The 23,931-nt window shown below is 69.9% G+C and carries 18 protein-coding genes; 5 read left to right on the top strand and 13 right to left on the bottom strand.

Annotation, left to right across the window (positions count from 1 at the left end; genetic code table 11):
* Together BCF74_RS02855 and BCF74_RS02850 are read left to right on the top strand one after the other, a co-directional pair.
* Positions 1-747 (top strand): esterase family protein, encoded by a 747-nt coding sequence (locus tag BCF74_RS02855; protein ID WP_106296446.1) that lies wholly within the window; start codon positions 1-3, stop codon positions 745-747.
* A 41-nt stretch (positions 748-788) separates the two neighbouring features.
* Positions 789-2,051 (top strand): ATP-grasp domain-containing protein, encoded by a 1,263-nt coding sequence (locus BCF74_RS02850; RefSeq protein WP_106296445.1) that lies wholly within the window; start codon positions 789-791, stop codon positions 2,049-2,051.
* Positions 2,052-2,073: 22 nt separating this feature from the next.
* Here the strand turns inward: BCF74_RS02850 and BCF74_RS02845 are convergent, their stop codons facing one another.
* Together BCF74_RS02845 and BCF74_RS02840 are read right to left on the bottom strand one after the other, a co-directional pair.
* Positions 2,074-2,445: a type II toxin-antitoxin system VapC family toxin gene (locus BCF74_RS02845; protein ID WP_106296444.1), complete on the bottom strand. Its 372-nt coding sequence runs from the start codon at positions 2,443-2,445 to the stop codon at positions 2,074-2,076.
* On the bottom strand, positions 2,442-2,672 hold the full coding sequence (locus tag BCF74_RS02840) for a type II toxin-antitoxin system Phd/YefM family antitoxin (RefSeq protein ID WP_106296443.1): 231 nt from the start codon (positions 2,670-2,672) through the stop codon (positions 2,442-2,444). Before BCF74_RS02840 ends, BCF74_RS02845 begins: the two co-directional genes overlap by 4 nt.
* A 189-nt stretch (positions 2,673-2,861) precedes the next feature.
* Here BCF74_RS02840 and BCF74_RS02835 point away from each other — a divergent pair, with 189 nt between their 5' ends.
* Positions 2,862-4,064, top strand: a complete 1,203-nt coding sequence (locus BCF74_RS02835; RefSeq protein WP_106296442.1) for a M12 family metallo-peptidase — start codon at positions 2,862-2,864, stop codon at positions 4,062-4,064.
* Between the two features lie 34 nt (positions 4,065-4,098).
* Here the strand turns inward: BCF74_RS02835 and pgm are convergent, their stop codons facing one another.
* On the bottom strand, positions 4,099-5,763 hold the full coding sequence (gene pgm, locus BCF74_RS02830; RefSeq protein ID WP_106296441.1) for a phosphoglucomutase (alpha-D-glucose-1,6-bisphosphate-dependent): 1,665 nt from the start codon (positions 5,761-5,763) through the stop codon (positions 4,099-4,101).
* Positions 5,764-5,824: 61 nt separating this feature from the next.
* Here pgm and BCF74_RS02825 point away from each other — a divergent pair, with 61 nt between their 5' ends.
* On the top strand, positions 5,825-6,121 hold the full coding sequence (locus BCF74_RS02825) for a DUF1905 domain-containing protein (RefSeq protein ID WP_106296440.1): 297 nt from the start codon (positions 5,825-5,827) through the stop codon (positions 6,119-6,121).
* Here the strand turns inward: BCF74_RS02825 and glgB are convergent.
* From glgB to BCF74_RS02805, 4 genes are read right to left on the bottom strand one after another with little or no spacing between them, the layout of a single operon-like run.
* Positions 6,090-8,387: a 1,4-alpha-glucan branching protein GlgB gene (gene glgB, locus BCF74_RS02820; RefSeq protein ID WP_106296439.1), complete on the bottom strand. Its 2,298-nt coding sequence runs from the start codon at positions 8,385-8,387 to the stop codon at positions 6,090-6,092. The genes BCF74_RS02825 and glgB overlap by 32 nt on opposite strands.
* Complete coding sequence (locus BCF74_RS02815) at positions 8,384-9,856, bottom strand: maltokinase N-terminal cap-like domain-containing protein (RefSeq protein ID WP_106296438.1); 1,473 nt, start codon at positions 9,854-9,856, stop codon at positions 8,384-8,386. Before BCF74_RS02815 ends, glgB begins: the two co-directional genes overlap by 4 nt.
* On the bottom strand, positions 9,849-11,564 hold the full coding sequence (gene treS / locus BCF74_RS02810) for a maltose alpha-D-glucosyltransferase (RefSeq protein ID WP_106296437.1): 1,716 nt from the start codon (positions 11,562-11,564) through the stop codon (positions 9,849-9,851). Before treS ends, BCF74_RS02815 begins: the two co-directional genes overlap by 8 nt.
* 16 nt (positions 11,565-11,580) lie before the next feature.
* Positions 11,581-13,800, bottom strand: a complete 2,220-nt coding sequence (locus BCF74_RS02805) for an alpha-1,4-glucan--maltose-1-phosphate maltosyltransferase (protein ID WP_425432798.1) — start codon at positions 13,798-13,800, stop codon at positions 11,581-11,583.
* Here BCF74_RS02805 and glgP point away from each other — a divergent pair.
* A complete protein-coding gene (gene glgP, locus BCF74_RS02800) occupies positions 13,790-16,390 on the top strand; it encodes an alpha-glucan family phosphorylase (protein WP_106296436.1) in 2,601 nt (866 codons plus the stop codon). The genes BCF74_RS02805 and glgP overlap by 11 nt on opposite strands.
* A 71-nt stretch (positions 16,391-16,461) precedes the next feature.
* Here glgP and BCF74_RS02795 read toward each other — a convergent pair whose 3' ends face one another.
* From BCF74_RS02795 to BCF74_RS02770, 6 genes are all read right to left on the bottom strand, one after another.
* The gene (locus BCF74_RS02795) at positions 16,462-17,994 is read right to left on the bottom strand and encodes a flavin-containing monooxygenase (RefSeq protein WP_106296566.1); all 1,533 of its coding nucleotides are present in this window, start codon (positions 17,992-17,994) and stop codon (positions 16,462-16,464) included.
* Positions 17,995-18,017: 23 nt separating this feature from the next.
* Positions 18,018-18,926 (bottom strand): SDR family oxidoreductase, encoded by a 909-nt coding sequence (locus BCF74_RS02790; RefSeq protein WP_106296435.1) that lies wholly within the window; start codon positions 18,924-18,926, stop codon positions 18,018-18,020.
* Between the two features lie 24 nt (positions 18,927-18,950).
* The gene (locus BCF74_RS02785) at positions 18,951-19,742 is read right to left on the bottom strand and encodes a TetR/AcrR family transcriptional regulator (protein WP_106296434.1); all 792 of its coding nucleotides are present in this window, start codon (positions 19,740-19,742) and stop codon (positions 18,951-18,953) included.
* Positions 19,739-21,295, bottom strand: a complete 1,557-nt coding sequence (locus tag BCF74_RS02780; protein WP_106296433.1) for an FAD-dependent oxidoreductase — start codon at positions 21,293-21,295, stop codon at positions 19,739-19,741. Before BCF74_RS02780 ends, BCF74_RS02785 begins: the two co-directional genes overlap by 4 nt.
* A gap of 79 nt (positions 21,296-21,374) precedes the next feature.
* Complete coding sequence (locus tag BCF74_RS02775; RefSeq protein ID WP_106296432.1) at positions 21,375-22,418, bottom strand: AurF N-oxygenase family protein; 1,044 nt, start codon at positions 22,416-22,418, stop codon at positions 21,375-21,377.
* 242 nt (positions 22,419-22,660) lie between these two features.
* Complete coding sequence (locus tag BCF74_RS02770; protein WP_245889188.1) at positions 22,661-23,929, bottom strand: alpha-L-fucosidase; 1,269 nt, start codon at positions 23,927-23,929, stop codon at positions 22,661-22,663.
* Positions 23,930-23,931: the final 2 nt, after the last annotated feature.

Below are 23,931 nucleotides of genomic sequence, written 5' to 3'. Positions count from 1 at the left end.
ATGCCCCACGCCGAGGTGAGTCTGCAGGTGCCCGGGCTCGACACCGAGCTGAGTGTCGTGCGGCACGGTCACTGGGGGCGCCCGCTGCTCGCGTTCCCGAGTGAGGGCGGCAGCGCCGTCGACTTCGAGGGCCACGGCATGCTCGACGCGGTCCGTGACCTCGTGGACGCCGGGCGCGTCAGCGTCTTCGCCGTCGACTCGCTCGACGGGTGGACGTGGGCCGCGCGTGACGTGCCGACGGAGGAGCGCGCCAACCGCCACGCCTGCTACCAGGCATGGCTCGAGGAGGCCGTCATCCCGTGGATCGCCGAAGAGGTCGGGGGCCCACCCGAGCTCATGACCTTCGGGGTCTCACTCGGCGCCTACCATGCAGTGCAGTTCGCCTTCCAGCGCGCCGACCTCGCCCCGCTCGCCCTCGGCTTCTCCGGCAACTACGACCCCACGACGTGGAACTCGTGGGGTGAGGTCGGTGACGCGACCTACTTCGCCAACCCCACGGCATACGTGCCCGGACTCCACGGTGACCACCTCGACTGGCTGCGCGAACGGCTCTCGGTGCTGCTCGTCGTCGGAGAAGGGCCGTTCGAGGTGAGCCCCACGCAGGCTCTGCCGTCGACTCGACACTTCGCAGGACTGTTGGGGGAGAAGGGAATTCGTCACGAGCTCGACGTGTGGGGCCACGACAGCGCCCACGACTGGCCATGGTGGCAGCGCCAGCTCGCCCACCACCTGCCCCGCTTCGTCTGACCTCTCGACCTGCCGACCCCCCCACCCGGAAGGACACCCTCATGGCACCGCAGACCGACCACCTCATCGGCCTCCTGCTCGGGGCGGAGGACGACTGGCCCACCGTCTTCGAGGCGCTGGCCCGCAGGTTGGGAGTCATCCGGACAGCGGACGGTGCGGACCACCGGGTCACGACGGAGCGCATGACGATCGAGCCGTTCAACCTGCGCGACCGGCCCCGGCAGGACCTCGTCATCGACCGGCTCGCGCACTGGTACTACCACCCGCGCGAGTGGCTCAAGAAGGCCTCGCTCATGGACGACGTCTACCTGCTCAACAGCCCGTTCACCTTCCAGTCCATGGAGAAGCACTCGGCCTACTGCGCCCTCATGCGTCTCGGCATGCACGTGCCCGACACGGTGCTCGTGCCCTACAAGAACCCTGTCGACAACGCGCGCTGGGCCTACACCTCGAGCCGCTACAACCGTGGCTTCGACCTCGACGCCATCGCCGACGACCTCGGCTACCCGATGTTCATGAAGCCCTTCGACGGCGGTGCCTGGCGCGGCGTCTCGATGATCAAGGACCGAGACGCGTTGCACCGGGCCTACGACGACTCCGGCGAGATGCTCATGCACCTGCAGAAGGCCGTCGACGGCTTCGAGGTCTTCGCCCGGGCGCTCACCATCGGGCCCGAGACGATGGTGATGAAGTTCCAGCCCGACGAGCCGATGCACCACCGGTATGCCGTCGACCACGGCTTCCTGTCGGAGTCGACCGGCCGCGAGGCGGTCACCATCGCGCAGACCGTCAACGCGTTCTTCCGGTGGGAGTTCAACTCGTGCGAGATGCTCGTGCGCGACGGGGTCGTGTACCCCATCGACTACGCCAACGCGTGCCCCGACGTCGCGGTGACGTCGCTGCACTACTACTTCCCGTGGGCCATGAAGGCCTTGCTGCGCTGGTCGGTGTTCTGCACCGTCACCGGCCGCGTCGCCCGCACCCAGGTCGACACCGACCCGTGGTTCGCGGTCGCCGACGACGACGCGCTCGACTACGAAGGCAAGCTCGCGGCATACCAAGGGCTCGCGGACGAGCACTTCACGAGCGAGCAGTACGCCGAGTTCTGCGCGACCTCGCTGCCGCACGTCGACGAGATGGTGCATGAGTGGGTCGGGTCGGACGAGTTCCGGGTCATGCTCCAGTCGACGATCCAGCAGACCTACCCGCCGCACGAGTGGGAGCGGTTCGAGGCGCACTTCGGCGGCCTGCTCGGCATGTGGCTGAACGACGAACAGCACCGCCTCTCGGGGGTGGTGGCCTGAGCGGTGCTGCGGCGCTACGACGTCACAGTCTGCGGACGTCGTAGCGCAGGCATTGCTCGTCGACGGTGAGGAAGGTCAGGTCCTCGGCGATCGCCTGGGCCACGAGCATGCGGTCGAACGGGTCGCGATGCAGCAGGGGCAGGACGTCGAGAGCTGAGGCATGAGCCCCGGTGAACGGCAGCTCGTCCAGTCCCACGGCCCCGAGGCCGACGCGGAAGTCCTGGTCGAGAGCGAGCTTGCCGACGGCCTTCTTCACCGCAATCTCCGCGAGCGAGATGGTGGAGACCAACGGTTCGTTGCCCGGGTCGAGCAGGGCTTGGCGGAAGGCGTCAGGGAGCTCCGGCGCATCGACTCGGACCCAGAGCGCGACGTGGGTGTCGAGGAGCAGCCTCATGCGCCGTACCAGTCGGCCTCGTCCTGCTCGTCCCACGTGTCGAAGTCGTCGGAGATGACGACCATGCCCGCGAGGTCACCGAAGCGCACGGGCTGTCGGGTCGGCACGGGACCGAGCTGGGCGACGGGCTTGCCGTTGCGCGCGATGACGACCGTCTCGCCCGCCTCAGCCGCGGCGATGAGCCTGCTGAAGGAGGACTTCGCCTCGTAGATGTTGACGGTCGTCATGGTGGGATCCTACGCGGGTCTGGTCAGGTCTGGCCAGACCAGTGGCGTGCTCGAGAGGGGTGACCTCACGGTCGCCGAGTCCAGTGTTGACCGGGGCTTGGTGCGTTCTTGACCGTGCCTTTGTGGGCCGGCTCCTAGCGTCAGGAGGACGCGGTGACGACCGTCACCGCAGCCCCGACAGGAGATGCCATGACCCTGCTGCGTCGACTCAGCATTCCCGCCATCGCCGCGCTCACCGCCGCGCCGCTCGCCGTCACCGGTGCCGCCAGCGCCTCGGGTGACGCGCCGCCCGAGCTCGTCCTCGGTGCCGCCTCCGCCTCCGCGCAGTCCGCCGAGAACGCCCGTGGCGCCCAGGACCCGGTCGCCAAGGACCGCAGCGTCATCCGCCTCGACGCCCGCGCGCTCGAGTCCGGCACGGTCGCGATCGACCTCGGTGACCGTCACGTCGTCGCCGAGCGCACCCGCGCCACAACGAACTCGAGCGGCTCGAAGGTCTGGTCCGGCCGGATCTCCGGCACGCAGTACGACGTGACGTTCGTCCGCCGCGGCAACGAGGTCACCGCCAGCGTCCAGCTCGGCGAGCGACTCTTCCGGATCGCCCCCGGGGCCCGCGGCAGCCATGTCCTCACCGAGGTCGACCTCGCCGCGATGCCTGCCGAACACCCCGACACCCTGCCCGACGGTGGAGGCAGGAATCTCACGGCCAAGAAGCCCGCTCCGACCACTCCGGGCGGCACGACGGCCAACACCGTCATCCGCGTCCTCGTCGTCGCGTCCGCCCAGGCGGCCGCGCAGAACGGCGGGTCGGCACAGGCCATCGCCGAGCAGGCCGTCGCCGAGACGAACACCGGCTACGCGAACTCGGGCATCCCGATCACGATGGAGCTCGCCGGCTACCGCAACTCGCCCTATAGCGAGACGGGCAACTTCAGCACGGACCTCAACCGGTTCAGCGGCACGAACGACGGCTACCTCGACGACATGCACGCGGTCCGCGACCAGGTCGGCGCCGACGTCAACGTCCTCCTGACGACCGGCACGGCCTACTGCGGCATCGGATACCTCAACGCGACCGCCGCGACCGCCTTCTCCGTCGTCGCGACGTCGTGCGCCACCGGCTACTACAGCTTCGGTCACGAGATCGGCCACAACCAGGGCGCCGAGCACGACCCGGCGAACTCGGGCACGTCCGGCTACGCGCACGGCTACCAGTACCCGGCCGGCAAGTGGCGCACGATCATGGCCTACAACTGCACGTCGGGCTGCACCCGCCTCAACTACTGGTCGAACCCGCGCATCACCTACGGCGGTGTCCCGATGGGCACGACGACCACGAACGACAACGCCCGCAAGCTCACCGAGCGCGCGGCCACGGTCGGCGCCTTCCGGTGACCCTGCCTCTCGCCAGCATTCGTGAGCGCCGTCCTCAGCCGTCGAGGGCGGCGCTCACGACATCCTTGGCCTCGGCCTGGACCTGCGCCAGGTGCTCCTCGCCCTTGAAGCTCTCGGCATAGATCTTGTAGACGTCCTCGGTGCCGCTCGGTCGGGCCGCGAACCACGCCGACTCCGTGACGACCTTGAGGCCGCCGATGGGGGCGCCGTTGCCGGGCGCTTCGGTGAGCTTGGCCGTGATCGGTTCTCCCGCAAGGGTTTCCGCGCTGACGGCGTCGGGCGTGAGGGCGGCAAGGCGAGTCTTCTGCTCGCGGTCTGCCGGTGCGTCGATGCGCGCGTATGCCGGTGAGCCGTGCTTCGCGGTCAGCTCGCCGTAGTGCTCGCTCGGGCTCCTGCCGGTCACCGCGAGGATCTCGGAGGCGAGCAGGGCGAGGATGATCCCGTCCTTGTCCGTCGTCCAGACCGACCCGTCCATCCGCAGGAACGAGGCGCCCGCCGACTCCTCGCCACCGAAGGGCCCGGACCCGTCGAGCAGGCCCGGCACGAACCACTTGAACCCGACCGGGACCTCGACGAGGCGCCGGCCCAGGTCTTCAGCGACCCGGTCGATCATCGAGCTCGACACGAGCGTCTTGCCCACGAACCCGTCCTCACGCCACTGCGGCCGCGCGCCACCGTAGAGGTACTGGATCGCCACGGACAGGTAGTGGTTGGGGTTCATCAGCCCGCCGTCGGGCGTGACGATGCCGTGCCGGTCGGCGTCGGCGTCGTTGCCGGTGGCGATGGCGTACTCGTCCTTGCGCCCGATGAGCGAAGCCATGGCGTACGGCGACGAGCAGTCCATCCGGATCTTGCCGTCCCAGTCGAGGGTCATGAACCGCCACGTCGCGTCGACGAGCGGGTTGACCACCGTGAGGTCGAGGCGGTGCCGCTCGGCGATGGCGCCCCAGTAGTCGACGGACGCCCCGCCGAGCGGGTCGGCGCCGATCCGGATTCCGGCCTCGCGCACCTTGTCGACGTCGACGACGGAAGGCAGGTCGTCGACGTAGGTGCCGAGGAAGTCGTATGCCGTCGCGCCGGCTCGGGCGCGCGCGAACGGGATCCGCTTGACGTCCTTGAGGCCGCCGCGGATGAGCTCGTTCGCCCGCGCCGCAATGGTTTTCGTCGCATCCGAGTCGGCCGGACCGCCGTGGGGAGGGTTGTACTTGAACCCGCCGTCGGTCGGCGGGTTGTGCGACGGTGTGACGACGATGCCATCGGCGAGACCGGCACCGGACGGCATACCGTCGACTCCGGTGACCTTGCCCCGGTTGGCGCGCAGGATCGCGTGCGACACCGCAGGTGTCGGCGTCCAGCCGTCGGCCGCGTCGACGAGGACGGTGACGTCGTTGGCACCGAGCACCTCGAGCGCCGTCGTCCACGCCGGCTCCGACAGCCCGTGGGTGTCGCGCCCGAGGAAGAGCGGCCCGTCGAAGCCCTGCTCGCGCCGGTAGTCCACGATCGCCTGGGTCGTCGCGAGGATGTGCGCCTCGTTGAAGGCCGTCTTCAGGGACGAGCCGCGGTGCCCGGACGTGCCGAAGACGACCTGCTGGCTCACGTCGTCGGGGTCGGGCTCGAGCGCGTAGTACGCCGTGACGAGGTGGGGGACGTCGACGAGGTCGCTGGGCTGGGCGGGCTGTCCTGCGCGCGGGTCGGTCATGCCCCCATCGTGTCAGTCGCCCCGGGGCCGCGCCATGCCCTCGGCGCCTAGGGTGAGGCTCGTGGAGCTCGAGTTCAGTGGTGAGGTCATCGAGTGGCGGGGACCCGCGCCCTACGTCTTCGTCGCGCTGCCGGAGAACGAGGCGGGCGTCGTCGAGGACCACAAGCGCCTGCTCACCTATGGGTGGGGAGCAATCCCCGTCACCGCACGGCTCGGCGACACCGAGTTCACGACGTCGCTGTTCCCCAAGGACGGCGGCTACCTGTTGCCGCTCAAGGACGCGGTCCGTCGCGCCGAGGGCGTCGAGGTCGGCGCGACGGTGAGCGTCACCCTGTCGTTGCAGGTGGCGGCGGGGTGACCTCAGCCGGCGCCTCGACGACCTCGGCGACGTCGTCCACGACCTCCTCGACGACCTCCTCGACGACCTCGTCCACGACCGGTGCGAGGTAGAGCGCGCTCAGCCCGGCAAGGCGCACGGTGACGTGGAACGGCTGGTTGTTCCACGGCTCCTGCACCGCGTCGAGGACGACGTCGGCCTGGCTCGGCGAGCCGTGCTGGTCGTAGCCACTCGTGTCGAGGATGACCCGCCACTGGCCGCCCCGCGGCAGCCCGACCCGGATCCACTCCTTGTCCTCGCCGCCGAAGTTCACGACGCAGGCAACGACGTCACCGCTCTGCCGTATTGGGTCCGCGAACCGCACGAACGAGTAGGTGTTGCCGCTGTTGTCGTCGGCGTCGAGCCACTCGAACCCTGCCGGCACCGAGTCGAGGGCCCACAGTGCCGGGTGCTCGCGGTAGATCCGGTTGAGCTCCTTGACGAGGTTGTGCACGCGGTAGTGCGCCGGCTGGTCGAGGAGCCACCAGTCGAGCGATCGCCCGTCGGCCCACTCGCTCGGCTGGGCGAACTCGCAGCCCATGAACAGCAGCTGCTTGCCCGGGTGCGCCCACATGTACGCGAGGAACGCGCGCACCGTCGCGAGCTGCTCGGTGCGGTTGCCCGGCGCCTTGTTCACGAGTGAGCCCTTGCCGTGGACGACCTCGTCGTGGCTGATCGGCAGGAGGTAGTTCTCGCTGTAGGCATACATGAGCGCGAAGGTCAGCAGGTGGTGGTGGAACTGCCGGTCGATCGGCCGCTCGTGCAGGTAGCGCAGCGAGTCGTTCATCCAGCCCATGTTCCACTTCAGCCCGAAGCCGAGCCCGCCGCCGCTCGTCGGCTTCGTCACGCCGGGCCACGACGTCGACTCCTCGGCGACGGTGACGATGCCGGGGACGCGCTTGTATGCCGTGGCGTTGGTCTCCTGGAGCAGCCCGATCGCCTCGAGGTGCTCGCGCCCGCCATGGACGTTGGGCAGCCACTCGCCGTCCTTGCGGGAGTAGTCGAGGTAGAGCATGGAGGCGACGGCGTCGACGCGCAGTCCGTCGACGTGGAACTCCTCGAGCCAGTAGAGCGCGTTGGCGACGAGGAAGTTGCGCACCTCGAGCCGGCCGAAGTCGAAGATGTGCGTGCCCCAGTCGGGCTGGTCGCCGCGACGGGGGTCGGGGTGCTCGTAGAGCGGCAGCCCGTCGAAGCGTGCCAGCGCCCAGTCGTCGCGCGGGAAGTGGCCGGGCACCCAGTCGAGGATGACGCCGATCCCGGCCTGGTGGAGCGCGTCGACGAGGTACTTGAACTCGTCCGGCGTCCCGAAGCGGGCGGTCGGCGCGTAGTAGCCGGTGACCTGGTAGCCCCACGACGGCCCATAGGGGTGCTCCATGACCGGCAGGAACTCGACGTGCGTGAACCCGAGGTCGCGCACGTAGTTGACGAGGTGCTCGGCGAGCTCGCGGTAGGACAGGCCCTGCCGCCACGACCCGAGGTGCACCTCGTAGACGCTCATCGGCCCGGTGTGCGGGTTGCTCTGCGCGCGCCGCTCCATCCACGCCGCGTCACCCCACTCGTGGCGGGACTCCTCGACGACCGAGCCCGTCTCCGGGGGCGCCTGCGTGCGCCGGGCCATCGGATCGGCCTTCGCACGCACGACGTCATCGGCGCCGCGGATCTCGTACTTGTAGGTCGCGCCGGCCTCGACGCCGGGGACGAACAGCTCCCACACGCCGCTGGACCCGATGAGCCGCATCGGGTGCATCCGGCCGTCCCAGCCGTTGAAGTCACCGATGACCCGCACGGCCTTCGCGCGCGGCGCCCACACCGCGAAGCTCGTGCCGCGCACGGGCCCCAGCGGACCGGCATACTCGTGCACCCGCGCACCGAGGACGTTCCACAGCTGCTCGTGGCGCCCCTCGTTCACGAGGTGGAGGTCGACCTGGCCGAGCGTCGGCGCGAAGCGGTAGGGGTCGTCCTGGACGTGCTCGTAGCCGTCGCCCCAGTCGACGAGCAGCCGGTAGTCCATCGTCTCGGTCGCGCCCTCGCGCACCGCCGACCACACCCCCTCAGCCTCGTGCTCGAGAGGCAGCTCCTCACCATCGGCGAAGCGCACGCGCACGCTCGACGCCATCGGCCGCAGGGCGCGGATGCGCAGACCGTTGGGCTCGAGGTGCTGGCCGAGCAGGTCGTGGGGCTGCTGGTGGCGGCCCTGGATGAGGGCGCTGATCGCGCCGCCGACCTCGTTCTCCGGAGTGGGGGTCACGTCGGGTCCTCCTCGGTCTTGTCGGTATGCCGGGTGCGCGCCGGGGTGCCCGTCGCGCCGTCGTGGGTGCGCGCGGCGAGGCGCTCGACGGCCGCGAGCGGGATGTCCACCCACGACGGGCGGTTGCGCACCTCGTAGACGACCTCGTACATCGCCTTGTCGAGCTCGAAAGCGTCGAGCAGTGTGCCGTGGTCGCGCGGGTCGTCACCCTTCGTCGCCGTGTAGCCGTCGAGGAACGCCTGCTGCGCCGCCGTGACCCAGTCGCGGGCCGAGCCACTGCCGGCGTGCTCGACGGCGCCGCCGGCGTAGTCGAAGCTGCGGAGCATCCCGGCGATGTCGCGCAGCCACTGGTCCGGCTCGGTGCGCTCGGACAGGGGACGCAGCGGCTCGCCCTCGAAGTCGAGGAGGATCCAGCCGCGCTCGGGGGAGCGGAGCACCTGACCGAGGTGGTAGTCGCCGTGGATGCGTTGCAGGGCAGGCCAGTTCGCGTCGAGCGAGGCATCGAGGAGGGCCATGACGGCGTCCTCGTGCTGGTGCAGCGCGGGAGCCTCGGCGGCAGCCGCCGCATACCGCGCGCGCATGCCCGAGACGAGGTCGCGCGCCACCTCGGGCGTGGTCTCGCTCGTGCCGAGCGCCTCGGCGAGGGTCGCGTGCACCTCGGCCGTCGCTGCGCCCAGCTCACGCGCCGGCTCGGTGAAGTCCTCGCCGTCCTCGGCGGCTCGGAGCGCGACCCGCCATGCATCCTCGACTCCTGGCAGGAACTCCTGCGCGAACGCGAAGTGCCCGTATGCCGTGCGCGCGTCGCCCGTGGTCCACTCGCCCGCGATCGAGCCGAGGACGGCGGGGACGCGGTCGGACCCTGCCCTGACGAGCGCCGACTGGAGGACGACGTCAGGGTTCTCACCGTCCGCGAGCATGCGGAAGACCTTGATGATCACCGGCGCCGGCGAACCGTCCTCATCGGTGGCGTCGTAGATGATCGAGGTGTTCGACTGCTCGCCGGAGAGGACTCGCGCGCTGCGCACCACCGGTCGCATCGGGCGCACCTGGCTCGACGTGACCCGTGGGTCGGGGGTGTCGGAGACCGACCCCGACTGCGCCTCCGCGGCGCCGGTGACGAACAGCATCAGTGCCCCGGTGTAGGCGGGGTCGTGCACCCCGTCGTAGACCCATCTCGTGCCGAGGACGGAGTGCTCGGTCGTGCCGATGAGGTGGTCCTCGTGCCCCTCGAGCGGTGCGTCACGATAGGTGACCGGCACCTGGTAGTGGACCGGCGTCGACCCGGAGCCGTCCGCGACGATCAGGGTCTCGACCCCGCTGCGCCCTTCGGGGTCGTCGAGACGCCAGGAGTCGACGAGCCGCAGTCGGGGCTGGGAGCCCTTCGCGGCATACCACCGCTGGTGGGCGATCCACGACTCGACGAGCTGGGCGCGCGTCGGCTCGAGGTCGGCGTGGAGGATCTCAGCCACGGCTCTCCTGACCGACGCGCAGCCAGAAGAAGTCCCGGCTGCCCATCGTGAAGGTCACCCGTCCGTCGGCCGCGACCCACGGGAAGTTGGCGCCACCGAAGAGGTCGAAGAGCTGTTGTCCCCCAAGGGATTCAGGCAGCTGGACAGTTGCCGCCTGCGGCTTGTCGGAGAGGTTGTTGATGCACAGCAAGGTCTCTCCGTGCCGGTCGCGGTCGCCCTCGTAGGAGCGGGTGTAGGCGAGGATCGACTCGTTGTCGGTGGGGACGATCTGGAAGTCGCCGACACCGAACGCCGGGTGCAGCCGGCGCACCCCGAGCATGCCGCGCAACCAGTGCAGCAGCGAGTGGCCGGTCGCCATCTGCGCCTCGACGTTGACACCGTTGTAGTGGTAGACGAGCGAGCTGATGACAGGCAGGTAGAGCTTGCCCGGGTCGGCCTCGGAGAAGCCGGCGTTGCGGTCCGGCGTCCACTGCATCGGCGTGCGGACGGCGTCACGGTCGTTGAGCCAGATGTTGTCGCCCATGCCGATCTCGTCGCCGTAGTAGAGGCACGGCGAGCCCGGCAGCGAGAGGACGAGCGCGTGGATGAGCTCGATCTCGGGGCGGCTGTTGTCGAGCAGGGGAGCGAGGCGGCGGCGGATGCCGACGTTGGCGCGCATCCGCGGGTCGGGGGCGTACCAGCCGTACATCGCGGCGCGCTGCTCCGGTGTGACCATCTCGAGGGTGAGCTCGTCGTGGTTGCGCAGGAAGGTGCCCCACTGCGTGCCGGCCGGGATCGGCGGCGTCTCGGCGAGCACGTCGACGATCGGCTGCGCCCGCTGGTCGCGCAGGGCGTAGTAGAGCATCGGCATGACCGGGAAGTGGAAGCACATCTGGCACTCGGGCGACTCGTCGCTGCCGAAGTAGTCGACGACGTCCTTCGGTGGCTGGTTCGCCTCGGCGAGCAGGATCCGGCCGGGGTACTCCTCGTCGACCATCGCGCGCAGCTTCGCGAGGAACTCGTGGGTCTTCGGGTGATTCTCGCCGTTGTGCCCCTCCTCCTCGTAGAGGTAGGGCACGGCGTCGAGACGGAACCCGTCGATGCCCATGTCCATCCAGAAGCGGACGACCTCGAACATCGCCTCGTGCACGGCCGGGTTCTCGAAGTTGAGGTCCGGCTGGTGGCTGAAGAAGCGGTGCCAGAAGAACTGCCGCCGGATCGGGTCGAAGGTCCAGTTCGACACCTCGGTGTCGATGAAGATGATCCGCGCGTCGGTGTACTTGTCGTCGGTGTCGGACCACACGTAGAAGTCGCCATACGGCCCGTCCGGGTCGCTGCGCGAGGCCTGGAACCACGGGTGCTGGTCGCTCGTGTGGTTCATGACGAAGTCGGTGATGATCCGGATGCCGCGCGCGTGCGCCTCGGTGATGAGCTGCTTGAACTCCGGCAGCGTCCCGAACTCGGGCAGCACCTGCGTGTAGTCGGCGATGTCATAGCCGCCGTCGCGCAGCGGGCTCGCATAGAACGGCGGCAGCCAGAGGCAGTCGACGCCGAGCCACTGCAGATAGTCGAGGCGGTTGATGACGCCCTGGAAGTCGCCGGCGCCGGAGCCGTTGGAGTCGCCGAAGGCGCGCACGAGCACCTCGTAGAACACGGCGGTGCGGAACCACTCGGGGTCGTGCTTGAGGCCGGGCTGGTGCAGGCCGAGGCCCTGGGTCGTGGTCGTCATGGGGTCAGGTCCTCCTTTACCAGCGGACGAGCTCGATGATGTGCACCGGCTCGTGGTCCGGGCCGAGCTGGACCATGACCTCGCGGTGGAAGTCCCACCACTGGTCGGTCACGAGGTCGTGGGCGCGGAACCCCTCGTCCGGGTGCAGGCCGAGCGCCTCCATGTCGAAGACGACGCGGCTCCAGCGGGTCGAGTGCGGGTCGAGGTTGGCGATGACGATGACGACGTCCTCGCGGCCGTCGTCGAGGATGCGGCGCTTGCTGAACGCCATGATGTTCGCGTCGTCGGCGTGGTGGAAGGCGATGTTGCGCAGCCACTGCAGCGCCGGGTGCGCTCGACGGATCTCGTTGAGCCGCTTGAGGTAGTAGGCGAGCGACTGTCCCTCGCGAGGTCCGCCCGCGTCATACGAGGACCACTCGCGGTCCTTGTACTGGTACTTCTCGTTGTCGATCTGCTCCTCGGCGCCGGGTCGCGCGACGTGCTCCATGAGCTCGTAGCCGGCATAGATGCCGTAGGTCGGTACGAGCGTCCCGGCGAGGGCGGCGCGCAGCTTCCAGGCCGCCGGCCCGCCGAACTGCATGTAGGGCGTGAGGATGTCGTGCGTCGTCGGCCAGAAGCTGGGCCGCATGTAGGGCGAGGTCTCGCCGGCGAGCTCGGTGACGTACTCCTCGAGCTCGGGCTTGGTGTTGCGCCACGCGTAGTACGTGTAGCTCTGCTGGAAGCCGACCTTGGCGAGGGTGCGCATCATCGCCGGCTTCGTGAACGCCTCGCTGAGCCAGATGATGTCGGGGTGGTCCTGGGCCACGTCCTGGATGAGCCACTGCCAGAACTCGACCGGCTTCGTGTGCGGGTTGTCCACGCGGAAGAGCGTGACCCCGTGGTCGATCCACACCTGCACGACGCGGCGCACCTCGGCATAGATCCCGGCGGGGTCGTTGTCGAAGTTCAGCGGGTAGATGTCCTGGTACTTCTTCGGCGGGTTCTCGGCGTAGGCGATCGTTCCGTCGGCGCGGGTCGTGAACCACTCCGGGTGCTCGGCGACCCACGGGTGGTCGGGGGAGCACTGCAGGGCGAGGTCGAGCGCCACCTCGAGGCCGAGCTCGCGGGCGCGCGCGACGAACGCGTCGAAGTCCTCGAACGTCCCGAGGTCGGGGTGGATCGCGTCGTGCCCACCATCGGGGGAGCCGATGGCGTAGGGGCTGCCGGGGTCGTCGGGGCCGGCGTCGAGGGTGTTGTTCGGGCCCTTCTTCGCGGCGCTGCCGATGGGGTGGATCGGGGTGAGGTAGATGACGTCGAAGCCCATGTCCGCGACGGCGTCGAGCCGCTCGGCGGCGGTGCGCAGCGTGCCGGAGCGCCATGTGTGCGTTGTCTCGTCGTAGGTCGCGCCTTCGCTGCGGGGGAAGAACTCGTACCACGCGCCGGCGAGGGCGAGCTCGCGCTCGACGAGCAGCGGGTATGCCGCACTCGGGCTCACGAGGTCCCTCACCGGAGTGGTCGTCAGCTCGTCGTGCACGGGTCCGTGGGTCACGGCGGACAGACGGACCTGGGCGGGGCGGGACTCGTCGCGCAGGGTGGCGGCGCCCTGGCGCAACAGGGCCGCGCCCTCGGGGGTGCGGTTCTCGGTCTCGGCGGCGCGCTCGAGGAAGAGGGCGCCCTCGGCGAGCATGAGGTCGGTGTCGACCCCGGCCTGGATCTTGACCGTGGCGTCGTGCTCCCACGTGCCGTAGGGGTCCGACCACCCTTCGACCCGGAAGGTCCACAGCCCGGTGCGGTCGGCGGTGACGACGGCCTCCCACTGGTTGAGCCCGACGTTCGTGCACACCATGGGCTGCACGTGGTCGGTGCCGTCGGGGTCGGTGAGGACGACGCTCGCGTTGACGGCGTCGTGTCCCTCGCGCAGCACCGTCGCCGTGACGAGGAAGGCCTCGCCGACGACGGACTTCGTCGGGCGGGCACCGCCGTCGACGACCGGGGTGACGTCGAGCACGGGGATCCGCCCGATCGGCGTCTGCGGGGGCGTGCTCAGGGGGACGGTCTGCTCGGCGGGGTCTGGGTCGACACTGGGGTTCGACGGGCTGGCCGGGGGGTCGGTGGGCAGGGGCGTCGAGGTCACGCGCCCGACGCTACCTGCCCCACCGGCCCGACGACGAGCCTCCGGTTCGCTCGGTGGAAGTCTCGTGGAAACGTTTCCGCCACGCCGTGGAGCACCCCTAGGATGCGTCCTCGTGAAGGCCATCCGTCGCTTCAGCGTCCGTCCCGTCCTGCCCCCTCGGATCGCCGCTCTCGGCGACCTCGCGATGAACCTCCGCTGGAGCTGGCACCCACCGGTGCGGGACCTCTTCGAGTCCATCGACCCGCAGCGGTGGGCCGAGGTCGGCGCCGATCCGGTGGCGCTGCTGTCGGCGACATCGGTCGAGCGACTCGACGAGCTCGCCGCCGACGAGGGCTTCGCGGTGCGCGTCGACGAGGCCAAGGCCGACCTCGACCGCTACCTCGGCGAGGACCGGTGGTACCAGCGGTTCTCCGCCGAGCAGGGCGACGCGGGCGCCCCCCGGTCGATCGCCTACTTCAGCCCCGAGTACGGCATCGCCGCCGCCCTGCCGCAGTACTCCGGCGGACTGGGCATCCTCGCCGGCGACCACCTCAAGTCGGCCTCCGACATCGGTGTCCCGATCGTCGGCGTCGGCCTGTTCTACAAGACCGGCTACTTCCGGCAGAGCCTCAACCGCGACGGCTGGCAGCAGGAGACCTACCCCGTCCTCGACCCCGACGACCTGCCGCTCTCGCTCCTGCGCGAGGAGGACGGCACCCCGTCGATCGTCACCCTTCGCCTTCCGGGTGGCCGAGAGCTGCGCGCCCAGGTGTGGCGCGCCCAGGTGGGCCGGGTACCCCTGCTGCTGCTCGACTCCGACGTCCCCGGCAACGACGACGCGATGCGCGCCGTCACCGAGCGCCTCTACGGCGGCGGCGGTGAGCAGCGCCTCCAGCAGGAGCTGCTTCTCGGTATGGGTGGCGTGCGCGCCCTGCGTCTGTGGTCCCGCCTCACGGGGGCGCCGGCTCCGGACGTCTACCACTCCAACGAGGGACATGCCGGCTTCCTCGCGATCGAGCGGATCAGTGAGCTCGTCACGGGCTACGACCTCTCCTTCGACGAGGCGCTCGAACAGGTCCGCGCCGCAACGGTGTTCACGACCCACACCCCGGTTCCTGCCGGCATCGACCGCTTCGAGCGCAGCCTCATCGAGGTCTACTTCGGCGGCGACCTCGCTCTGCCGGGCGTGCCGGTCGACCGACTGCTCGAGCTCGGCGCCGAGAAGTACGAGGGCGGCGACCCGGCCGTGTTCAACATGGCCGTGCTCGGGCTGCACATCGCCCAGCGCGCCAACGGCGTCTCGAAGCTGCACGGCGTCGTGAGCCGGGACATGTTCGACGGCCTCTGGCCGGGCTTCGACTCCGATGAGGTGCCGATCACGAGCATCACCAACGGTGTCCACGCACCGACCTGGGTGGACCGCAAGGTCTACGACCTCGCGAGCAGCCACGCCGACGTGCTCGAGCAGGATGCCGCGAACCCGCTGGAGACCCGCGACGCGTGGAGCCGCCTCGCGGACCTGCCGCGCGCCGACGTCTGGACGACGAAGCGTGAGCTGCGTTCCCAGCTCGTGGACGAGGCTCGTGCCCGGGTGCGCGCGTCCTGGATCGAGCGCGGCGCGTCGCCCGCCGAGCTCGGCTGGACCGACGAGATCCTCGACCCGGACGTCCTCACCATCGGCTTCGCGCGCCGCGTCCCGACCTACAAGCGGCTCACGCTCATGCTGCGCGACCCCGAGCGCCTCAAGAAGATCCTCACCGACCCCGAGCGGCCGGTGCAGATCGTCATCGCCGGCAAGTCGCACCCGGCCGACGACACGGGCAAGCAGCTCATCCAGCAGATGGTGCGCTTCACCGACGACCCGGAGGTGCGCCACCGCATCGCCTTCCTGCCCAACTACGACATCGCGATGGCCCAGCACCTCTACCCGGGCTGCGACGTCTGGCTCAACAACCCGCTCCGCCCGTTCGAGGCGTCCGGCACGTCGGGCATGAAGGCCGCACTCAACGGTGCCCTCAACCTCTCGATCCTCGACGGCTGGTGGGACGAGTGGTTCGACGGCCAGAACGGCTGGGCCATCCCGACCGCCGACGGCGTCGACGACCCGGACCGCCGCGACGACATCGAGGCGAACGCGCTCTACGACCTCATCGAGGGGCAGGTCGCGCCGCGCTTCTACGACGTCGACGAGGAGGACCTCCCGCAGAACTGGCTCGCCATGGTGCTGCACACGGTGTCGACGCTCGGGCCGAAGGTGCTCGCGACGCGGATGGTGGGGGAGTACACCGAACGCCTCTATGTCCCCGCGGCCCGCGCCGGCTGGGCTCTCTCGCGAGACGACCACGCTGGGGCCCGCGCGCTCGCGGCATACATCGAGAAGGCGCGGAGCGCCTGGCCCGGCGTGCGCGTCGACCATGTCGAGTCCTCAGGTCTCGGCGACAGCCCGGAGATCGGCGAGACGCTCACCGTCGCGACCTACGTCTCGCTCGGGGAGCTGTCACCGGAGGACGTCGAGGTGCAGATCGTGCACGGCCGCGCCAACGGTGGGGACGAGCTGCACGACGTGACGACGGTGCCGATGCGGCTCGAGGAGAGCTACGAGCAGGGCCGACGCAAGTTCGTCGGCGAGGTCACCCTCGGCACGAGCGGGGCCTTCGGCTACACCGTGCGGATCCTGCCGAAGCACGACGGCCTGGCCACCCCAGCCACCCTCGGCCTCGTCGCCACCGCCTGACGAGCCCCCCATCCCCGACTTATTGCTGGTTTGGTGCGGGGTCGGGCGAACGGAATCGGCAATCAGTGGAGTCAGACGGGGAGGGACTCGCGCTCGCGGGCCTCGTGCAGGCTCGTCGACGACGGGGCCGGGGTGGTGAACTCGAGGGTGCCGTCGTCGACGGGCTGGGCGAAGACCTTGCGGTCCTTGAACCAGTTCATCTTGAGACGCCACGGCTCGACGTCGCCCTGCTTCGGGAACTCGTTGAGCGACCGCAGGACATAACCGGCCGCGAAGTCGAGGAACGGCTCCTCCTTGACCCCGGGGGTGCGCCGCGGCACGACGACCGAGGTGCCGGTGTCGCGCAGGTGCTCCATGATCCGCACGAGGTAGGAGCAGACGAGGTCGGCCTTGAGCGTCCAGGAGGCGTTGGTGTAGCCGACGATGAAGGCGAAGTTCGGGATGTCGCTGAGCATCATGCCCTTGTAGACCATCGTCGACGGCACATCGACCGGCTCGCCGTCGATCGAGGCCTGGACCCCACCGACGGCCAGGAGGTTCAGCCCCGTGGCCGTGACGATGACGTCGGCCTCGATCTCGCGGCCGGACTTCAACAGGATGCCGTTCGGGGTGAACCGGTCGATGTGGTCGGTGACGATGTCGGCGTCGCCCCGGCGCAGGGCCCGGAAGAGGTCGCCGCGCGGGACGAGGCAGAGCCGCTGGTCCCACGGGTCGTACGGCGGGCGGAAGTGCTCGTCGACGTCGATGGAGTCGGGCAGCTGCTTGGCGACCATCGAACGCAGGATGGAACGCGAGCGGTCCGGGAACTTGCGGCAGAACTCGTAGAGGCCGATGCTCACGGTCGCGTACTGCGCACGGATGATCTTCGATGCGGTCTTCTCGGGGAGGCGGCGCAGGAGCGGGGCGAGCGGCGACTCGTCGGGAGCGCTGAGGATGTAGCTCGGGGTGCGCTGGAGCATGGTCACCTGAGCCGCACCGGCCTTGGCGAGAGCCGGCACGAGGGTGACGGCGGTCGCGCCGGACCCGATGACGACGACGCGCTTGCCCGTCGCGTCGAAGTCCTGCGGCCAGTGCTGCGGGTGGAGCACCTCACCGGTGAACTCCTCACGTCCGGCGAACTCGGGAGTGAAGCCTTCGTCGTAGCGGTAGTAGCCGGTCGTCGCGACGACGAAGTTCGCGGTGAGCTCGACCTCCTCGCCCGTGTCGGTGCGCTGGGCGGTGACGTGCCACCGCCCCTCGTCGGAGACGTAGTTGGCGCGAACGACCTTGTGCCCGAAGCGGATCCGCTCGGTGATGCCGTTCTCGTCGGCCGCCTCGCGCAGGTAGTCGAGGATGTCCGCACCGTCGGCGATGGCCTTCTTGCCGGTCCACGGCTTCCACGAGAAGCCGAGGGTGAACATGTCGGAGTCCGACCGCACCCCGGGGTAGCGGAACAGGTCCCAGGTGCCACCCAGGCTGTCCCGGGCCTCGAGCACGGCGAGGCTGCGCTCGGGGAAGGCCTTGGTGACGTGGTAGGCCGCATCGATCCCGGACAGGCCGGCGCCGACGACGATGCAGTCGAGGTGCTCGGGGGCGTTCTCGGCGGTGGTGCGGTCGGTGGTCATCGGGGACTCCTCGGAGTGGGTGGTCATCGCGAGCCCGCTGTCACGTCGGCTCGGGCCTCGTTGCGCAGGTTGCGGTCGCTGGTCGAGCGGCCCATGCGGCGGACCTCCTCGTCCATCTGCGGGAGGATCGTCGGCGTGTGGCGCTCCATGATCTTCTGGACGAGCCGGCCGGACGCGCTCATCCGGGTGTGCGCGATGGCGGCCACCCAGCCGGGGACGTAGACGCGACGGCTGCGCTTCTCCAGAGCCCGCACGAAGGCGTCGACGCAGGCCTGGACGTCGGTGGTCTTGCCCAGAGGAGGCGGCATGATCCGGAGCATCTTCGAGAAGGCGGACAGGTCGCGCTTGGCGTCCTGCACGAGCGGGGTGTCGATCCACGACATGTGCGCGGTCCCGACATCGACGCCCTGGTAGGACACCTCGAAGCGGAGCGCGTTGCCGAATGCCTCCACTCCCGCCTTCGTCGCGTTGTATGCCGCGAGGCCGGGTGCCGGGGTGAAGGCCGCGAGCGAGGACACGATGAGGACGTAGCCCTTGCTGTCGATGATGCTCGGCAGGGTGGCGCGCACGGTGTTGAAGACACCGACGAGGTTGATGTCGACGACCCGCCTGAACGTCTCCGGGTCGACCTGGAGGATCGAGCCGTAGGACGCGATGCCGGCATTGGCGAGGACGTAGTCGATCGAGCCGAAGCGCGAAATCGCCTGTGCGGCAGCATCTTCCATCGCACCGAGGTCACGGACATCGGCGACGACGGGCAGCACGCGGTCCTCGCCGATCTCGGCGGCGACCTCGCGCAGTGCCGTCTCGTCGATGTCGGTGAGGACGAGACGGGCACCGCGCTCGGCGAGAGCGGTGGCGGTGAAGCGGCCGATGCCCTGGGCGCCGCCGGTGACGAAGGCGACCTTGCCGGACAGTGTGGTGGTGGTCATGTGAGCTACTGGTGGGGGATGCGCTCAGGCGAGCGGGCCGTCGGTGGTCGGGGCGTTCTGGATGGCGGCGAACTGGGCGACCAGCTCCTCCACCGGGATGCTCGAGAAGACGATGCCGCGCTGGTCGGCGAAGCCGCGGATCTGGAACCACACGCTCTGGCTCACCATCTCGGTGAAGTGCTCCGCCCCGGGGGCCAGCACCTCCCGCTGCAACCAGCGACGCACACCTTCGCGCACCCCGCCGATGAGGCCGAAGATCCACGGGTCGAGCGCCGCGGTGTCGTCGGCGTCGAGCTCGTGGCCGAGGACGTCGAGGAAGGCGCCCATGAGCGCGGCGACGCTGCGGGCCAGGTCCTCGAGGGTGCGCTCGAGCGGGGTGTCGCTCGCTCCGGGCGCGTCACGCTCGAGGTAGTCCATGAGCGCCGGGTGCGCGATCGTCCATGAGACGTATGCCGTGACGATGCGGCGGACGATGTCGAGCGGAGTGCCCTCGAGACGGACGGCGGGCTCGATGGCGGCGGCGAGGCGGAGGCAGATCTCCTCCTGCACGGCCTGGTCGAGTTCGGCACGGTCGGTGAAGTGCCGGTAGACCACGGTGCGGTGCATGCCGGCCTTGTCGGCGATGTCCTGCACATGGATCTCCACACCGGGGCCGAGCTCGTCGAGGGTGACGAGGGCCGCGTCGAGGATGTGCTGGCGGCGCTCGGCCTTGTGGTCCGCCCAGCGGCGGCTGCGGCCGTCGCTGCCTCCGTGCTTCGGGTTCGACGAGGACCGGGATGAGGAGGGCTGGGATGAGGAGGGACGGCGGGGGCTCATCGGGTCCTCCCGAGGGTGGTGAGCTGGGCGATACGGGGACGGCGCGTCCGGGTGGGGGTCGCGGTGGCCGCGGCTCCGACCGATGCGAGTGCCGGCTCTGTCGGCACCGGCAGTCCGGCGTCGAGGTCGTCGAGCAGACTCGCGACGGTCTCCTGCGCGCAGGACTTGTTCGTGCCGATGAAGCCGGACGGGCCACGCTTGACCCAGCCGGTGACATAGACGCCCGGCTCCACCCGGCCCCGCTCGTTCTCGACGACGCCGGTGCGCGGGTCCTGGGGGAGTCCGTCGACCGCCAGAGCCCGGTGACCGATGGCGCGCACGACGAGCCCGGCGTCGATCACCGTCTCGAGCTCGGTCGCCATGGCGTGGACGACGCCGTCCTCGTCGGGAACGAGGTCGTTGTGCACGACTCGCACGCCGGTCACGCGGTCGTCGCCGAGCAGCTCGACGGGGGAGGTCTGGAAGCGCAGCACGATCCGGCGACGCCCCGAGTCGGTCGAAGGGACCGGTCGGCCCGCGAGCTCGGCCAGCACGCGGCCACCCGCCGTGCTCGTGTCGATGTCGGCCGGGTCGGCCTCGACGACGACGTCGACGTCCTCGAGCCCGGCGAGGCCGATGAGCTCCGGCGTGGAGAACGCGGCCTCGTTCGGCCCGCGGCGACCGAGCACGACGACCTCACGCACCGACGACGCCCGCAGCTGCGCGAGGGCGTCGCGGTTGATGTCGGTGGCGGCGAGGACGGTCTCGGTGTCCCGCGTGAGCAGCCGCGCGACGTCGAGCGCGACGTTGCCGTTGCCGATGACGACGGCGCGCTCGTGGTCGAGCGGCACGTCGAGCCCGGCGCGCTCGGGGTGGCTGTTGGCCCAGCCGACGACCTCCGCCGCGCCGAGCGAACCACGCAGCTCCTCACCCTCGATGTCGAGGCTGCGGTCGGACGACGCGCCCACGGCATACACGACCGCGTCGTAGCGCGAACGCAGCTGCGCGAGAGTGACATCGGTGCCGACGTCGACACCGAGGACGTACTGGAAGCGCGGCTCGGACTCGATCGACTCGAACAGGCGCGTCACCTGACGCGTCGAGCCGTGGTCCGCAGCGACGCCGTGGCGGGCGAGGCCGTGCGGCACGTCGAGCCGCTCGATGACGTCGACCTGCTCCACCTCGGGGTGGGCGAGCAGCTCGTCGGCGGTGTAGAGACCGGCCGGACCCGCGCCCACGACGGCAACCCGGAAAGGCCCGGGCCGCGCGATCCGGCGCTGGCTCTCGATGATCGCGAGCGGCCACCGGTCGTCGTGCGGCTGGTCGGCGTAGTACTCCGCAGCGAGGTCCTTGAACGCGAACTGGCTCGGGTCGAGGGCGTTCTCCGGGACGATCGCGCCGACGGGGCAGGCGGTGACGCAGGCGCCGCACCCGACGCAGGTCTTGGCGTCGATGAAAAGCATCTCGGCCTGCCCGAAGCCGGGCTCACCGGGGGCAGGGTGGATGCAGTTGACCGGGCACGCGGCGACGCACGAGGCATCGGCGCAGCACGGTTGCGTGACGACATAGGGCATGGGGCACCTGGGTCTTCGGTGTCGAGTTCCGTTGGGGGAGAGGCAGATCGGGGCGTATGCCGTCCGGCGCGTATGCCTGTCAGCTCGCCGCCGTGGCCGGCTGGCTGCGGAAGCGCGAGGCGCGGCCGGCGATGCCCATGCGGCGCCACACCCGGCGCGAGACCGGGTTCATGAGGTCGGCCTTCTCGGCGAGCATCCGGACGTCACCGAAGATGTCGCGCAGCATCTTCTGGGAGTCGCTGCCCTTCCACCAGACCTCCTCCATGACCTCGTCGGGGATGCCGAGAGCCTTCTGGACCTGCGGGCTGGGCTTCATGATGACGTCGCAGAGGGCACGCATGACGATGGGCGTGAGCACCGAGACGACCATCCGGTCGCGGCGACCGAGGCGCGGCGCGTTGTGCTCGACGTACTGGTGGGCGAAGCCGATGTGGCGGGCCTCCTCGGCGATGTGGATCTGCATGATCCGCTTGAGCAGCGGGTGCAGGTCCTCGCCGGTGCGCAGGATCGCCTTCTGCACGTGGTCGATCGGCTCCTCGCCGGCGAGGACACCGATGAAGAACATGATCGGGTAGCGGCTCGCGAAGAACGGCAGCACGGGCCCGACGGCGCGGAACCAGCGCGGAGCGCCGGAGACGTCCTGGCCGGAGCGGTTGACGAACTCCTGGAACATCTGGGTGTGGTGGCACTCCTCGGTCGCCTCGTGCGTCGAGTAGCGGAACTCCGGGCGCCGGTTCGGCAGCGTCATGGCGAACTGCATGAGCCCGGCCACGAGCACCTGCTCGAAGTGCAGGCCCACCTTGACGACGTTGGCTTGGCGGTAGAGGCCGACCCGGATCTGCTCCTCGAGCGGCAGCGACTGGTACCACTGCGTCTGGCCGAGCTGGTCGACCTTGGGCAGGACCCAGCGCGGGTCCTTCGGGTCGATGGCGAAGTCGGGGTCGTCCCACGCGATGTCGACGAACGCGTCGAAGTGCTGCTCGACCGAGGCCTCGGACAGGACCTGGAGCCGCTTCTCGAAGTCCAGCTCGCGCAGGGCGACGAGGTCGAGCTCACCGTCGGTGGTGAGGGGGGCGGTCGTCCCGGCGGCTGTCGCGGTCTTCTCGATGTGTGCCGTGCTCATGGCGGTCGCGCCTTTCTCAGGTGGTCTGGAGGAGAGTGCAACATCGTGTTGCACCAAACATAACCGCAACATGGTGTCGCGGCAACCCCCTTCCGACCCCGAGTAGGTGTGGTGTGGGTCGCACGGACCACATGCACGTATGCCGTCCGCGCGAGGCGTTACCGCGCGCTCGTGTGCCGTTCGCGCGAGGCGATGCCGTCCGCGCGAGGCGCGCGGACGGCATACGGTCGAGGAATCCAACGTCAGTCGCGGGTGTGTTCCCGGTAGATGTCGGGCGGACCCGCGAGCGTGAGCTCGATGACGGTGCACACCGGGTCGAGCTCGACGTCGTCGGGCACGTGGATGTACTCCCAGCCGGGCACGTCGCCGAGCCCGCCGACGCGCTCGCGCCGCAGCTCCCGCGGCTGCGCGCCGAGCAGCCGCGCGCCCACGACCTCGGTGCGCAGCCCGCGGACGACGACGAACTCACGCGGGCGGTCGAAGCAGAAGAGGAAGAGCCGCGTCCCGTCGGCCGAGATCGTCGACGGTCCGTAGACGTGGCCCGGTGGCAGCCCGCGGACGGTGCCGTGGATCGCGGTGTCGTGCCGGCCGATCCAGTCGCCGAGCGCGGTGAGCCGCTCGACCTGCTCCTCCGGGATCGAGCCGTCCTCGCGCGGGCCGACGTCGAGCAGCAGGTTTCCGCCGCCGCCGATCGTCTCGGCGAAGATGCGCACGAGCTGGCGCACGGACTTGTAGTTCGTGTCGCGGCCCTGGTGGCCCCACGAGTCGTTCATCGTGAGGCACAGCTCCCACGGTCCGTGCGGAGGCTCGATCGGCACCCCCTGCTCGGGTGTCGCGTAGTCGCCGAAGCCGCCGCTCATCCGGCCGTTGATGACGGCATCGGGGGTGATCGCGTGGATGAGGTCGCGCACCTCGTCCATCCGCCACTGCTCCGGGTCGCGCTCCCAGTCGCCGTCGAACCACAGCAGGTCGGGGAGGAAGCGCTCGAGGATCTCGGTGAGCTGGGCCCGGTGGAAGGTGAGGAACCGCTCCCACGCGGCCGGGTCCTCTTCGCCCGCGGCCGGCACGGCGAAGGGGTTGCCGCGCTCGTCGTCGGACATAGACGCGGGGCGGACACTGGCGTAGTCGGGGTGGGTCCAGTCGAGGTGGCTGAAGTAGATGCCGACCTTGAGGTCGTGGGCGCGCAGCGCGTCGACGTACTCGGCGACGATGTCCCGCCGGGCCGGAGTCGCCCTGACCGTGGACAGGGCGTTCTGCGCGGTGTCGTAGAGCGCGACGCCGTCGTGGTGCTTCGCCGTGAGGACGGCATAGCGGGCACCCGAGGCGGCGAAGAGGGCGGCCCACGCGTCGGCGTCGAAGCTCGCCGCGGTGAAGCCGTCGAGCTGCGCCAGGTAGTCCTCGTGGCTCACCTCGCCGTTGAAGAACGACCACGACTCGGCGACACCGTCGACGGCATAGATGCCGTAGTGGATGAAGATGCCGAGCTTGGCCTGCTCGAACCAGGGCTGCATGG

It is taken from the genome of Knoellia remsis, from assembly GCF_003002895.1.
GTDB lineage: Bacteria > Actinomycetota > Actinomycetes > Actinomycetales > Dermatophilaceae > Knoellia > Knoellia remsis.
The sequence above is the reverse complement of the archived record's forward strand: the minus strand, read 5'-3'. Positions and strand labels throughout refer to the sequence as shown.

Coding starts and splice junctions, on each gene's coding strand:
- treS (WP_106296437.1), bottom strand. CDS start 11,564: ATGACGACCACGACCCAGGGCCTCGGCCTGCACCAGCCCGGCCTCAAG.
- BCF74_RS02775 (WP_106296432.1), bottom strand. CDS start 22,418: ATGAGCACGGCACACATCGAGAAGACCGCGACAGCCGCCGGGACGACC.
- BCF74_RS02785 (WP_106296434.1), bottom strand. CDS start 19,742: ATGAGCCCCCGCCGTCCCTCCTCATCCCAGCCCTCCTCATCCCGGTCC.
- BCF74_RS02845 (WP_106296444.1), bottom strand. CDS start 2,445: ATGAGGCTGCTCCTCGACACCCACGTCGCGCTCTGGGTCCGAGTCGAT.
- BCF74_RS02835 (WP_106296442.1), top strand. CDS start 2,862: ATGACCCTGCTGCGTCGACTCAGCATTCCCGCCATCGCCGCGCTCACC.
- BCF74_RS02805 (WP_425432798.1), bottom strand. CDS start 13,800: ATGGCCTTCACGAGGACGCATCCTAGGGGTGCTCCACGGCGTGGCGGA.
- BCF74_RS02780 (WP_106296433.1), bottom strand. CDS start 21,295: ATGCCCTATGTCGTCACGCAACCGTGCTGCGCCGATGCCTCGTGCGTC.
- BCF74_RS02855 (WP_106296446.1), top strand. CDS start 1: ATGCCCCACGCCGAGGTGAGTCTGCAGGTGCCCGGGCTCGACACCGAG.
- pgm (WP_106296441.1), bottom strand. CDS start 5,763: ATGACCGACCCGCGCGCAGGACAGCCCGCCCAGCCCAGCGACCTCGTC.
- BCF74_RS02790 (WP_106296435.1), bottom strand. CDS start 18,926: ATGACCACCACCACACTGTCCGGCAAGGTCGCCTTCGTCACCGGCGGC.
- BCF74_RS02850 (WP_106296445.1), top strand. CDS start 789: ATGGCACCGCAGACCGACCACCTCATCGGCCTCCTGCTCGGGGCGGAG.
- BCF74_RS02840 (WP_106296443.1), bottom strand. CDS start 2,672: ATGACGACCGTCAACATCTACGAGGCGAAGTCCTCCTTCAGCAGGCTC.
- BCF74_RS02770 (WP_245889188.1), bottom strand. CDS start 23,929: ATGCAGCCCTGGTTCGAGCAGGCCAAGCTCGGCATCTTCATCCACTAC.
- BCF74_RS02795 (WP_106296566.1), bottom strand. CDS start 17,994: ATGACCACCGACCGCACCACCGCCGAGAACGCCCCCGAGCACCTCGAC.